The organism is Streptomyces sp. NPDC032198 (genome assembly GCF_040636975.1).
Lineage (GTDB): Bacteria > Actinomycetota > Actinomycetes > Streptomycetales > Streptomycetaceae > Streptomyces.
Map to the genome: position 1 here is coordinate 91,157 of NZ_JBEZVL010000017.1, position 11,967 is coordinate 103,123.

General features: G+C 70.7%; 12 protein-coding genes. 5 read left to right on the forward strand and 7 right to left on the reverse strand.

Features of this window, described 5'->3' with window-relative positions:
• The 5 genes from AB0E78_RS36045 to AB0E78_RS36065 form a co-directional block, all read right to left on the reverse strand.
• Complete coding sequence (locus AB0E78_RS36045; RefSeq protein ID WP_361842041.1) at positions 1 to 597, reverse strand: ATP/GTP-binding protein; 597 nt, start codon at positions 595 to 597, stop codon at positions 1 to 3.
• Complete coding sequence (locus AB0E78_RS36050) at positions 578 to 1,060, reverse strand: DUF742 domain-containing protein (RefSeq protein ID WP_361842044.1); 483 nt, start codon at positions 1,058 to 1,060, stop codon at positions 578 to 580. Before AB0E78_RS36050 ends, AB0E78_RS36045 begins: the two co-directional genes overlap by 20 nt.
• Positions 1,057 to 1,521 (reverse strand): roadblock/LC7 domain-containing protein, encoded by a 465-nt coding sequence (locus tag AB0E78_RS36055; RefSeq protein ID WP_361842047.1) that lies wholly within the window; start codon positions 1,519 to 1,521, stop codon positions 1,057 to 1,059. The genes AB0E78_RS36050 and AB0E78_RS36055 overlap by 4 nt, the downstream gene beginning before the upstream one ends.
• Positions 1,518 to 3,977, reverse strand: a complete 2,460-nt coding sequence (locus AB0E78_RS36060) for a nitrate- and nitrite sensing domain-containing protein (RefSeq protein WP_361842050.1) — start codon at positions 3,975 to 3,977, stop codon at positions 1,518 to 1,520. The genes AB0E78_RS36055 and AB0E78_RS36060 overlap by 4 nt, the downstream gene beginning before the upstream one ends.
• 175 nt (positions 3,978 to 4,152) lie before the next feature.
• Complete coding sequence (locus AB0E78_RS36065) at positions 4,153 to 4,935, reverse strand: MHYT domain-containing protein (RefSeq protein ID WP_361842053.1); 783 nt, start codon at positions 4,933 to 4,935, stop codon at positions 4,153 to 4,155.
• 420 nt (positions 4,936 to 5,355) lie between these two features.
• Between AB0E78_RS36065 and AB0E78_RS36070 the strand changes: the two genes are divergently transcribed.
• Positions 5,356 to 5,835, forward strand: coding sequence for a hypothetical protein (locus tag AB0E78_RS36070; protein ID WP_361842056.1), 480 nt, complete (start codon positions 5,356 to 5,358; stop codon positions 5,833 to 5,835).
• Positions 5,836 to 5,976: 141 nt separating this feature from the next.
• Here AB0E78_RS36070 and AB0E78_RS36075 read toward each other — a convergent pair whose 3' ends face one another.
• Positions 5,977 to 6,411, reverse strand: a complete 435-nt coding sequence (locus tag AB0E78_RS36075; protein WP_361842059.1) for an SMI1/KNR4 family protein — start codon at positions 6,409 to 6,411, stop codon at positions 5,977 to 5,979.
• 313 nt (positions 6,412 to 6,724) lie between these two features.
• Here AB0E78_RS36075 and AB0E78_RS36080 point away from each other — a divergent pair, with 313 nt between their 5' ends.
• The 3 genes from AB0E78_RS36080 to AB0E78_RS36090 all read left to right on the forward strand — a co-directional run bounded on the left by AB0E78_RS36080 (position 6,725) and on the right by AB0E78_RS36090 (position 10,168).
• Positions 6,725 to 8,161 carry an FG-GAP repeat protein gene (locus AB0E78_RS36080; protein WP_361842061.1) on the forward strand — a complete coding sequence of 479 codons (1,437 nt, stop codon included), beginning with the start codon at positions 6,725 to 6,727 and terminating at the stop codon, positions 8,159 to 8,161.
• 64 nt (positions 8,162 to 8,225) lie between these two features.
• Positions 8,226 to 9,701 carry an FG-GAP and VCBS repeat-containing protein gene (locus AB0E78_RS36085; protein ID WP_361842064.1) on the forward strand — a complete coding sequence of 492 codons (1,476 nt, stop codon included), beginning with the start codon at positions 8,226 to 8,228 and terminating at the stop codon, positions 9,699 to 9,701.
• A 119-nt stretch (positions 9,702 to 9,820) separates the two neighbouring features.
• Positions 9,821 to 10,168, forward strand: coding sequence for a hypothetical protein (locus AB0E78_RS36090; protein ID WP_361842067.1), 348 nt, complete (start codon positions 9,821 to 9,823; stop codon positions 10,166 to 10,168).
• Positions 10,169 to 10,277: 109 nt separating this feature from the next.
• Here the strand turns inward: AB0E78_RS36090 and AB0E78_RS36095 are convergent, their stop codons facing one another.
• A complete protein-coding gene (locus AB0E78_RS36095) occupies positions 10,278 to 11,237 on the reverse strand; it encodes a winged helix-turn-helix domain-containing protein (protein ID WP_361842070.1) in 960 nt (319 codons plus the stop codon).
• Positions 11,238 to 11,445: 208 nt separating this feature from the next.
• Between AB0E78_RS36095 and AB0E78_RS36100 the strand changes: the two genes are divergently transcribed.
• Entirely contained in the window at positions 11,446 to 11,880 is a 435-nt protein-coding gene (locus tag AB0E78_RS36100) for a peptidase inhibitor family I36 protein (protein ID WP_361842073.1), read from the forward strand.
• Positions 11,881 to 11,967 lie beyond the last annotated feature (87 nt).

Here is an 11,967-nt window from a genome sequence, read left to right on the forward strand (position 1 = left end):
TCAGCGGGCGACAAGCTCCTGGCTCAGGACGTGTTCGACCAGGGAGATCAGGACCTCCTTGCCGGACTCCCGGTCACGTACGTCGCAGAGCAGGACAGGCGTGTCCGGGTTCAGGTCGAGCGCGCGGGCCACTGCCTCCGGGGTGTGGCTGCGGATCCCGTCGAAGCAGTTCACGGCGACGATGAACGGGATGCCGCGGCTCTCGAAGTAGTCCACGGCCGGGAAGGAGTCCGCGAGCCGGCGGGTGTCGGCGAGGACGACCGCGCCGAGCGAGCCCGTGGCCAACTCGTCCCAGACGAACCAGAACCGGTCCTGGCCGGGCGTACCGAACAGATACAGGGCGAGGTCGTCGCGCAGGGTGATGCGGCCGAAGTCCATGGCGACCGTGGTCGTGGACTTGGTGGCCACTCCCTGCAGGCTGTCCACCGGGCGTGACGCCTCGGTGAGGGGTTCCTCGGTACGCAGGGGACGGATCTCGCTGACCGACTCCACCAGCGTGGTCTTCCCGACGCCGAAGCCGCCGGCGATCAGGAGCTTGAGCGCGGTGAAGTCGGCGGGCGCCGAATGCCGCGTGCGGTCAGAGTGCGCGGAGGCCATTGATCACTTCTCGCAGGAGGTGGGCGGGCGGACGTTGTTTCCCGGTCTCGGTGCCGGTGCCGGTGCCGGTGCTCGTGCCGGTGCTCGTGCCGGTTGCGGTGAACTCGGGCGGGCTGATGTGGATCAGGCCCTGCGCCGTGAGATCGCCGAGCAGGACCCGGACGACACCGAGGGGCAGTCCCGAGTCTGACGCGAGGTCCGCGACAGGGCGCGCCCCTTGGGCACACAAGGCGAGCAGCGCGCGCCGCTCGGGCGGGAGCGGGCCGCGCGGGGTGGCGGCGGTGGGCCGGACGATCGCCATCAGGTCGACGCGCTCGGCGCCGTTGTCCGTACGGGCGCGGCCGGCGGTCATGGCGTAGAGCCTGACCAGAGGCCCGGCCTCTTCGTCGTAGCGGTCGGTCCAGGCCTCGGCGGAGCGGGCGTCCGGGCCGCCGGCGTGGCGGTGGGGTGGCCGGTCCGTCATGAGTCCTCGCCGTCCGGCGCCTGCGTGCCGTCCGTCCGCAGCGGCACGCTCAGGTGTTCGCGCACCCGGTCCACCAGCAGCGCCATCTCGTACGCCACCAGGCCGATGTCGGCGTGGCCGTCGGTGAACACGGCGATGCAGGAGCCGTCACCGGCGGCGACCACGAAGAGGAAGCCGCCCTGCAGCTCGACCATCGTCTGTACGACGCCGCCCGCCTCGAAGTGCCGGCCCGCTCCCTTGGCGAGCGAGTGGAAGCCGGAGGCGATGGCGGCGAAGCGCTCGGATTCGTCGCGGCCCATCCCGTGCGAGGTGCCGACGCACAGACCGTCGGTGGACAGCATGACCGCGTGGCGCACTTCCGTGACGCGGTCCACGAGGTCGTCGAGGAGCCAGTCGATGCGACCGGCGCCGTGGTCGTCGCTGTGGTTGCCCAGGGTGGTGACGGAGTAGGTCGGCGTCATCGGTCTTGGGACCCTTCGTCGTTCGCTGCGTGGTGGCGGGGCGGGGCGTCGGGGGCGCCGGGTCCGGCGGCTGGTTCGTCGCGGGTGGAGGAGGCACGGGTGGGGGAGTCGCGGGTGGAGGAAGCGCGGCGCCGGCCGGAGCGCAGCGACGCCATCGTGGCGCGGGCGGCTTCGGGGGAGCGGGCGACCGGACCTTGCGCGGGGTGCGGGCCCGCGCTCGCGTCCTCGTCGTTGCGCAGTTCGGGCGCGAGGCTGGCCTGACGCACCCGGCGCGGCAGTCCGTCTTCTTCGTCCGGTACGGGCATGGGCCGCGCGGCGGGTGCGGGCGGGGTCACGGGCAGCTCGGGCGCGGCGTGCCGGGCGCGGACGGGGAGTTGGCGGGGCGCCGGGTCGCTGTGCGACAGGCGCGGTCGCGCCTCGGGTGCGGCCGCCGGTTCCTGGCCGCGGCGCCGCTGGGCGGGAATGCGCGTGACGGTCGGCTCGGGGGCCGGTTCGGCGCCGGGCTCCACCGCGCGTTGCGGCTCCTGCTCGGGCAGGGGCCGCAGGCCGGGGTGCGGAGCCTCCAGGAGCTGCTGGGGGAGGAAGATGACCGCGGTGATGCCGCCGTACACCGAACGGCGCAGAGTCACGTCGACGTGCAGGCGTTCGGCGAGGCGGTTGATGACGAACAGGCCGAGCTGGCGCGAGTCGAGCAGGTCGATGTCCGCGGCCTGGATCTTCTCGTTGGCCGCGGCGAGCGCCTCGTCGCCCATGCCGAGACCGCGGTCCTCGATCTCCAGGACGGCGCCCGCCCCGACCTCCTCACCGCGCACCACCACGGGGGTGTGGGGCGGCGAGTAGGCGGCGGCGTTCTCGGTGAGTTCCGCGATGAGGTGGATGAGGTCGGCGACCGCCGTGCCGGCCAGCCGCAGGTCGGGGATGTCGTGCAGCTGGACCCGCTGGATGTCCGCCGTCTCCGCGATGCCCGCGCGGACCGTGTCGATCAGCGGGACCGGGTTGCGCCAGGCGCGGCCGGGCGCGGAGCCGGAGAGGATCAGCAGGGACTCGGCGTGGCGGCGCATCCGCGTCGTCAGGTGGTCCAGGCGGAAGAGGTCCTCCAGGTCCGTGGGGTTCTCGGTGCGGCGCTCCATGGTGTCGAGGAGTTCCAGCTGCCGGTGCAACAGCACCTGGCTGCGGCGGGCGAGGCTGACGTACACGCCGGAGACACCTGTCAGCACGGCGGCGCGGCCCGCGACGGCGCGCAGCGCGGCCCGTTGCACCGTGGTCAGCGCCGCGCCGACCTGGCCGATCTCGTCCCGGACCGGGTCCTGCGAGAGCGGGGCTTCCTTCTCCAGATCCAGTCCGTCGCCGCCGTGAATACGGCGGATGGCGGCCGGCAGCCGCTGGGCGGCGAGGTCGAGTGCGGAGTTGCGCAGTCCGGTCAGGTCGTCGACGAGGCCGCGTCCGATGCGTACGGACAGCAGGAGCGAGAGGATCACTCCGAGCAGGCCGAGGAATACGGCGAGACCGGAACTCCCCAGGTTCGACAGGGAGTACGGCTGTGCGTCGGCGCCCGTGTCGATCGTGCCGCGCTCCGCGGTGGCGAGCCCGGACAGGGTGGGACCGGCGAGGGAGTTCCAGTGTTCTGCGGTCACCGCGGTGGCGGCGCCGGAGGGAGCGGCGGCGAGGACGTCGTCCTGGGCGGTGGCGAGGTCGGCGGCGGCGCGGGAGCCGAGCACCTTGCGATAGGCGGCGGCGTCCTCGGCCCGCAGGTCGGACACCGCTGCGTGGGCGAAGGCACGCTGCTCGGCGACGTCGCCGACGAACGCACGGTGCTGGGCCGCGGACATGGCCCCGCTCGCTTGCGCGGCGCCGAGTTCAGCGTCCTGACGGCTCAACGCCTCGCGGGAGCGGGCCAGTTCGAGCACGGTACGGGTGTCGGAGGCGCGGTCGGGCTGGTCGGCGCCCGCGAGCTTGGAGCGGACCGCGAAGGCCCGGTCGATGGCCGTGCCGTAGTCGGAGAGCACGGCGGAGGCGTCGCGGGCGCTGTCGCGCCGCTCACTGAGCGCCCCGGCGCTCGTGAGCAGGGAGTGGACCCGGCCGGGCAGCGCGGCGTCGAGGGCCGCGAGGTCGGTGCTGCTGGAACGGACACCGGCACGCAGCGCCGTGACGGCCTTGTCCGTACGGGCCTGCGCGGCGTCGAAGTCGTGGCGGGCGCTGCCGCCGGGCGTGGCCTGGTACTTCAGGGCCGCGGCCCGCTCGCCCTGTACGGCGGAGGTGAAGTGCGCGACGGGCCGCACCAAGGTCGAGTTGATCTGGCGCAGTTGCTCGGTGGAGGAGACCTGGGAGGCGGTGGTGACGGCCGCGTGTCCCCACAGCGCCATCAGCGAGAGGACCGGCACGGTCAGCAGGGTGACGACCTTCGCGCGGATCGATTTGGGGCGCCAGCGTTCGGGCACCAGAGGGCGTACGGGCATGACGATGGGTCTCCTTGGCGGTGCAGGAGTGTGGGGACGCGCGGGCTGCGTCGGACCCCGGGAAACGCGGCGCTCCGGCGCACGTGGGGGCGGGCGTGCCGCGAGTGGGCGGCGGAGGGGAGAGGGGGAACGGGCCGGGTCGGCCTGACGGCCTCCGGGCGGCCCCCGGCGGCGGTCAGGCGACCGGGAGTTCGACCTCGTGCAGCGGGCGGGCCGCGGCCTCGCTCTCGGCGCGCTCACGCGCCGTGGGGGACAGCGCGACGAACGCGCAGGTAAGGAAGAGGAAGGAGCCGAGCACCACGGCGAGCGGCAGGATGAAGGCGGTGGCGCTCGCGCCCTGCAGGGGTGCGGTGCTGGCGTGCACGTCCAGCGTGACGGCAGCCATGCCCGTGTAATGCATGCTGCTCACCGCGAGCCCCATGACGAGCGAGGCGATGGCTGCGACGGCGGGCCCGCGCACGGACAGTGCGGCCCACAGGGCGGCGGATGCGGCGGCGATCGCGATGCCGACGGAGAGCGCGACGAGCGCGGGGTCGTACGAGAGCGAGCCGTTGAGCTGGACGGCGGCCATGCCGATGTAGTGCATCGCGGCGACACCGAGCCCGGTGCCGACGCCGCCCAGTGCGATGGAGCGCACCCGGGAGCTGCCGTAGCCGGCGGTGAAGACGCCCGCGCCGACGACGGCGATGGCGACGACCAGGCTGAGCAGGGTCAGCGGGATGTCGTAGCGGATCGCGGTGCCGTCGACGGTGTAGCCGAGCATCGCGATGAAGTGCATGGTCCAGATGCCGGCGCCGATGGCGACGGAGGCACTGATCAGCCAGTTCCGCTTGGACCGCCCCCCGGCTGCCAGAGCACGCACGGTGCAGCGCAGTCCCAGCGCGGCACCGACGACGGCCATGACGTACGACAGGACCGGAGTGGCCCAGCCTCCTGCCATGTGGTGCATGTGACCCACGGGATTCCTCTCACTAGCTGTGTCGGCCCCCCGGCGACCCGGGACGCTAGCACGCAGTGGATCTCCAGCCAGGGGGCACGAAATTTGCTTCTTGTGAGGGTTACCGAACAGTAAAGCCCGAGTTCACAGGCCTGCACGCCCATAGGTCCCTCACTGATTGCACACATCGCTGCGACTCTTGTCACGCCGCGTATCGAACCCCTCGCGACACCGGGGGCGAGACGCCCAGTTCCGGATATCCGGGACATGGCGGTGCAGTCTCCACTGGGAAGGTTCGCCGCGGTGCGGGTTCAGATCGTTCAGGTCTGCGAAGTGTCCTGAACTGGCCATCCAGGAAAGGACCGGGCACGGGTTTCGTGCCCCCGTTCATGGGGGGAGTGCCGCTGGTGCCGGCGCACTGGATCAGACAAGCTGCGGCGCATGGACTGGATACCCTTGCTCTCCACACTGGTCGGCGCCGGCATCGGCATCACAGCCACTCTGATCGCCGATCGCAACCGGTGGCGGCGTGAGGAGTCCAGGCACGCTCTGGAACTGCGGCGCGAGGTGTACACCGAGTTCGTTTCCGCCCTCAAGGCCGCAGGCGAAGAGATACGGGCCGTCGCCTTGGGCGATCACATGTCCGGGTCGGCGCGTGATGCGGCCGTGCGAGAGGCCGTCCGCAGTACCGGCATCTATACGGCAAGTGAACGTCTCTGGCTCGTGGGCCCGCCGCAGGTGGTGGACGCGGGGAACCAGGCTTTTCACTGCCTGCGGACGATACGTGACGCCTACGCCCGAGGAGTGGCCGTCGATTCCGCCGAAGCGGCCCCTCTGGTCGCGCAGCGGCGCGCGGCCATGGCTCGGATGCGTCGCCTCATGCGGGAGGACCTGGGCATCGCGCCCCTGGGAATCGAGTGATCGTCACCATCCGGCGGCGACCCGAACGCGCTGCCCGACTTCGAGCAGGGCCGGGGGCTGTTCAACAGCGAGTCCTACCACCTCGCCCACACCCGGACCCAGGCCCAGGCCCGCAGGGACGAAACCCCGAAAACTGAATACTCAGTCCCGCCACCAGTCCCCGGAGTCCTCCAGAGCGCGACGCAGGTAGTCGTCCATTCCGTTCGCCACCATTGAGCGCCCGTCCGTCTCGTGATCCCAGACGAACACATCGTCACGCAGCGGGACCCTGACGAAGGCGAACTGGTCGCCACCGCTGTTGTCACCAAAGAACATCAGCGGCTCAAAGGGCATATAGACCCCGGCGAAATCTGCAGAGGCACGGAAGGACGCGTTCTCCTTGGCGATCCGCTCAGCACTCCACACCACGTCGGTGTCGTAGTGCCCGCGCACCCCATTGCACTCACGGAGCAAGAAGGCGAGATCCTCGGGAAGCGGCTGCACCAGCGCACGCTCGACCTCGGCCAATGCCTCACGGGTCGCCGGCTCAGCGAGCTCCGCATCTTCCATCACTTCCAGGATCCGTTCACGCCACATCCCGCGAGCATCTCAGGACCTCGAAGATCGCGACACCCCGGTGACCGGCAGAGTCAGCAAGGCGAAGCCCGCACCGGAGCTGAGTGGAAGGGGCAGCGGCTGGGGCGCCGACCCGCCTCTGCGCCTGCTGCCTGCTGATGCCTCTTGCGAGCAGGCCTCGCGTCGAACTCCCAGTGAGGTAGGCCACGTTCATCCAGCGGCCGCTTTCGCACAACCTTTCGTACGCCTCATGGGTCACACCTCCGCAAGCCCTTCCCCCTCACTTCCCCATCACCTCCCCCTCATTTCCCCCTGCGACTACCGGAGTTCCCCTGTGCGTGTACGTACCCTGGCCGCCACCGCCACCGTGGCGGCACTGACCGCCGCCGGTCTGACCCTGCCGCTCGCCGGGAGCGCCGCGGCCGTCACTACTGCGAGGTTCGACTTCAACGGTGACGGATACGCGGACATCGCGGTCGGCATGCCCAACGCCACGGTGGACGGCAAGGCCAAGGCCGGCTACGTCAGCGTGATCTATGGAGGGCCGCAGAGCCCGAGCCAGTCCACCGGCGTCATCAGCCAAGCCGAGGCCGGCATACCCGGCACGCCCGAGGCGGGTGACCGCTTCGGCTCCTCCGTGGCACCCGTAGACGTGAACGGCGACGGTGTCTTCGAGCTGGCGGTCGGCGCGAGCGGCGAGTCGCTCACCTCCGAGCAGCTCAGGGACGAGGGCACCATCACCGTCCTGGACGGCTCGGGGTGGAACATCAAGGGCACCACCGTGGCCAGGGGCACGGGCGAGTTCAGCAAGATCGGCGACTCCATCGCCACGGGCGACTACGACGGTGACGGCGACACGGACCTCGCGTACGGCGAAAGGGGCGAGGAGCGCGGCTCGCTCCGGTTCCGCCCGGGCCCGCTCACCGCCGACCCGGTGACCACCACCACCCTGCGCAGCTACGGCATGGGCGGTGCCACCCGCGACCTGGCCAGCGGCGACTTCGACGGCGACGGCCGGGACGATCTGGCCACCACCTGGCAGGCCATGGAGGATTCGGGCACCTTCATCACGCGCTGGGACGACCAGGCCAAGCCCGCACAGTGGTGGGCTGACGCCGACCGTGGCAGCGCGCTGACGGCGGCCGACTTCGACCGGGACGGCACGGACGACCTCGCGGTCGGCCTCGTACAGCCCAACCCCGAGTCGGAGACCACGCATTGCGAGGACCGGCTGGGTGGTGCGGTGCTCCTGCTCAAGGGGTCGAAGACCGCAGACTTCGGCACCGACAACGAGTGCATCACCCAGTCGAACCCCGAGGTCGGCGGCGCCGCCGAGGAGGGCGACGACTTCGGCGCCGCGCTGGCCGCGGGCGACCTGAACGGCGACAGCCGCCCGGAACTGGTGGTCGGCGTTCCCGGCGAGGACGTGGGCAGCGTGAAGGACGCGGGCGGGTACGTCACCATGAACGGCACGGAGCACGGCCTCTATGGCGGTGTGGCCCGCAGCCAGAGCACCCCGAACATGCCCGGCACCGCCGAGGCCGGCGACCGCTTCGGCGCCAGGGTGGCCGTCGGCGACTACAACCGCGACGGTCTGTGGGACACCGCGGTCAGCGCGCCCGGGGAGAACGACGGTGAGCCCAGGTCGGGTGGTGTGTGGTTCGCGCCGAGCAGCACCGAAGAGACGTACCCGCTGGGCAAGTCGCTGACCCCGTTCGGCTTCGCGCTGCCCCACGGGGCCATCAAGTACGGCGAAGTGATGGGCAGTTAAGGGTCCGCTGACCCTGCCCTCCAGTAGGTGAACTCATCTTCCCGCTTCGTGATGTGGAGTACCTGTGCGCAGTAAGAGACTCTCGGCTGCCCTGTTCGGCGCCGCCACCGTCCTGGTGTCGGCGGCGCTCACCACTCCGGCGGGCGCGGCGCCGTCGGCGGCCGTCCAGGGGCCCGACTTCAACGGTGACGGGTACGCGGACGCCGTGGTCGGCGTGTCCCGCGGCGACGTCGACGGCAAGAAGGCCGCGGGCTTCCTGCACGTGCTGTACGGCGGATCGAGCGGGGCGGGCACCTCTACTGCCTCGGTCAGCCAGGACAGCCCGGGCGTGCCGGGCACCAGTGAGGACAACGACGGGTTCGGCGGTTCCGTCGCGACGGCAGATGTGGACGGCGACGGCTTCACCGACGTCGTCGTCGGGGTGAGCGGCGAGGACGTCGGCAGCGACCCGGCGGCGAGGGGCCACGGCGCTGTGGTCGTTCTGTACGGCTCGTCCAGCGGCCGCTTCGAGCGCGGCAGGACGATCGCGCAGGGCCCGGCAGGCAGCGGCGCCGGGGCCTCGCTCGCCGTGGGTGACTTCACCCAGGACGGCGCCGTGGACGTGGCGGTGGGCCTGCCCCACGGGGAGTTCGGCGAGGTCACCCTGCGGCCGGGCCCGCTCACCGAGGACAAGCCGCTGACGAGCCTGCTGCACACCGGCTTCGGCGGTACCGCGGGCCGGTTGGCGGCCGGGGACTTCGACGGGAACGGCAAGACGGACCTGGCGATTTCCTCGTACTCCAACGACTACTCGCGCACCACCCTGTGGCGTTGGAACGGCGCGGCCCTGCAGGAGTACTGGAAGTCCCCGGCCACCGGCTACGACATCGCCGCGGGCGACTTCGACGGCAACGGCGTGGACGACCTGGCGCTCGGGCACTGCCTGATCACCGCCGAGGCCGACCGGCCCACCGGGGCCTGCGGCCCGAATGAGCTGGCCAAGGGCGGCAAGGTGCGGGTGTTCTACGGAGGCGGGGGCGCCGAGGGGTTCGGCACTCGCACCCACACGCTCAGCCAGGACACCGCGGGCGTCGCGGGAACGGCGGAGGACGCGGACAACTTCGGCATCAAGCTGGCCGCGGGCGATCTGACCGGGGACGGCCGGGACGACCTGGTGGCGGGCACGCCCGCCGAGGCCATCGGCACGGCGGATCGTGCCGGTTCGGCCACCGTACTGACCTCGGGACCGGACGGTCTGCTCGACGCCTCGGGCACCGCCAGGTCGGCGGCCTGGCACCAGGACTCGACCGGCATCCCGGGCGCGGCGGAGGTCAACGACGAGTTCGGCTCGGCGCTGGCCCTGGGGGACTATGACGGTGACGGGGACGGCGATGTCACGGTCGGCGTCTACAACGAGGACAGCGCGGAGTACGACCAGAACCGGAGCACCGGCGGTGTGTGGACCCTGCCGAACGGTGCCGGCGCGGGCTCCAAGGCGCTGACGGCACGGTTGTTCGGCCTGCGGGGGGCGCTGTACTACGGGCACATATTGGGCCGATGAGTCTTTGGTGACCCGGACGGCGCGCATCGCATGGGAAGCCCTCTCCCGCGACGGCCGGGTCTTCGGCGTGGTCGCTGAGATCGACGTCCTGACCGGAAGCTGACAATGGGGGAGGCGCCATGGATGGTGCCCGTGTGTTCCGTGAGGCGTGGATCGTTGCCGTGAAAATGCACCATCCGGGGGAGCCGGAGCCGTCGTTCGTGGCGCCGTGGGCCGAGACTCCGGAGTGGGAGCGTGCGGCTGCCGGTGCCGTGTACGAGCAGATCGTCCAGTTCGTCTCCGTCTCGGACGGCGCCACTCTGTGGCTGACGAAGGAGGAGAAGAGCCGGTTCGTGGACATCGCGTGGACCGCGCAGTTGTACAAGTACTTCGGCGCACCCGAGCCCGCCGACGTCTTGGACTACGACGATCTGCCCCAGTGGCAGCGCGAGACGTACACCGACATCTTCGAGGTCATCGAGCACTGACCGCTCGTCCCTGTTCCCACGCCTCTACGGACGCAGGCCGTTGGGCTCATGCACGTACCTGCTCCGAGCCTGGGGCTTCTCGGGGCTGCCACTGCGAGCGGCCACCCTCTTACCCGGCGGTACCTGCTCCCCGCAGCAGTTCCAGGCCGAGCGGTGTGCAGGAGTGCCAGACGGCCTTGCCGTCGCGCTGGGTGACGATGAGGCGGGCGTCCCGGAGTGTCTTGGTGTGCTCGGAGGCGGAGGACTTGCTGATGCCCAGCTCCTTGGCGATGTCCGACGTGCTGTGTTCACGCGGCAGAAGGTCCAGGATTGCTGCCCGCGTGCGGCCCAGCAGGACACCCAGGGGATCGGCAGGGACCTCTTCCAGCAATGGAAGCGCGGTGACGCCCGGATAGATCAGGATGCTGGGCGCGTCGTCGTACAGAGCCACCATCGGCCTGGACCACAGGACGGACGGCAGGAGCACCACGCCGTGACCCGATAGGGCGAGGTCGGTGTCATCGGGTCGAGGGAAGGCGAGTGTGGTTCCTTCCCACTTGCCGCCGCCCGCGAGTCCGGCCAGTGTCGTACGGATGCCGTCTCTGGCCAGAAGCCGTGTACGCCAGGCGCGTTCAGCGTGAAAGCCGGCCTCGATACGGCTCCAGGGCTCGTTGACCAGCGCTGAGTGCGCCGTACGCAGGGCGTGTTCGAGGATCTGCCAGGCCCCCCGCTCCTGAGCGGCGAGATCCTTGATCCACGGGGTGACCGGACGGTGCGTGGGGCACACCCGGTCGAGTTCGGCCCGCACACGGGCGGGGGGTGTCGCTCGGATCCGGTGGAGCCCGTCCTCAAGCCCTTTGCTGAGTGGGTCGAGGAACATCGGGCCCCGCGCCGTGGGAGGTACCAGACCGAACAGGGCGGTCGTCTCGCGAGGCAAGACCTCCCGTGTTTTCCGCTGCCAGCGAGCGAACTGCGCGACCGCCCCTCGCTGGAGCAACGCCACGGCGAAGCCCAGTTCCATCAGCGGCGCGGGATCGGCCGCGAACGTCACTCGTAGCAGGTCTTCGGCAGTGAAGTGCAGCCGCAGCAAACGTCCTCCCCCCATTGGTCAAACGGGCCGCGCGACTTTCAACTTCCTTTCTTCCGCAGACAGTTCGGCTACAGCCGAAACCATCGCGGCCTCCGATACGAAGTGGCGAGCATGAAGCGCACGAACACGACCGATGTTCTCGGTGGCCTCGGCATGTCAAAAGGGGCTGCCCAGCCAGATTGTGGTCACGAAAGAAAAGAGGACAGTCATGCGAAAGACGCTGGCCGCAGCCGCAGGATCCGCGCTGCTGGTGCTCGGCGGTCTCACCGCAGCACCCGCCACGGCGAACTCCGACAACAACGCGGAGCCGCTCATCACCTGTGCGGCCGGGGATACGTGCTTCTGGGTGAACAGCAACTACGGCGGGGCTCGGGGCCACGTCGCGGGCGACAACCCCAACTTCAGGAGCTTCACGCAGAGTCAGTGCCGCGGCGGCACCTGGAACGACTGCATCAGTTCCATCGCCAACCGCGGCAGGGACTGCACGGTCTACTACTGGACGGACGCCGGTTACAACGGCCGCTATCACAGCCTCGGCAGGAACGACCAGGTTCCCGACTTCGGGGCGGCGCCGCCCGTCGGATACAACGACCCGGCGTTCAACGACACGATCAGCTCCAACCACTGGTGCACGCCGAAGTGATGAGGCGCCCCCCAAGGGTGCTGTGGCTCACCATGGCCGCTCTTGCCGCGGTGGGCGGCGGCGCCGCGGCGCACCCCGACCCCGCGG

What these genes read in the sequence shown, in the direction of transcription:
- AB0E78_RS36045 (WP_361842041.1), bottom strand. Translation starts at nt 597, where the DNA reads ATGGCCTCCGCGCACTCTGACCGCACGCGGCATTCGGCGCCCGCCGAC.
- AB0E78_RS36050 (WP_361842044.1), bottom strand. Translation starts at nt 1,060, where the DNA reads ATGACGGACCGGCCACCCCACCGCCACGCCGGCGGCCCGGACGCCCGC.
- AB0E78_RS36055 (WP_361842047.1), bottom strand. Translation starts at nt 1,521, where the DNA reads ATGACGCCGACCTACTCCGTCACCACCCTGGGCAACCACAGCGACGAC.
- AB0E78_RS36060 (WP_361842050.1), bottom strand. Translation starts at nt 3,977, where the DNA reads ATGCCCGTACGCCCTCTGGTGCCCGAACGCTGGCGCCCCAAATCGATC.
- AB0E78_RS36070 (WP_361842056.1), top strand. Translation starts at nt 5,356, where the DNA reads ATGGACTGGATACCCTTGCTCTCCACACTGGTCGGCGCCGGCATCGGC.
- AB0E78_RS36075 (WP_361842059.1), bottom strand. Translation starts at nt 6,411, where the DNA reads ATGTGGCGTGAACGGATCCTGGAAGTGATGGAAGATGCGGAGCTCGCT.
- AB0E78_RS36090 (WP_361842067.1), top strand. Translation starts at nt 9,821, where the DNA reads ATGGATGGTGCCCGTGTGTTCCGTGAGGCGTGGATCGTTGCCGTGAAA.
- AB0E78_RS36100 (WP_361842073.1), top strand. Translation starts at nt 11,446, where the DNA reads ATGCGAAAGACGCTGGCCGCAGCCGCAGGATCCGCGCTGCTGGTGCTC.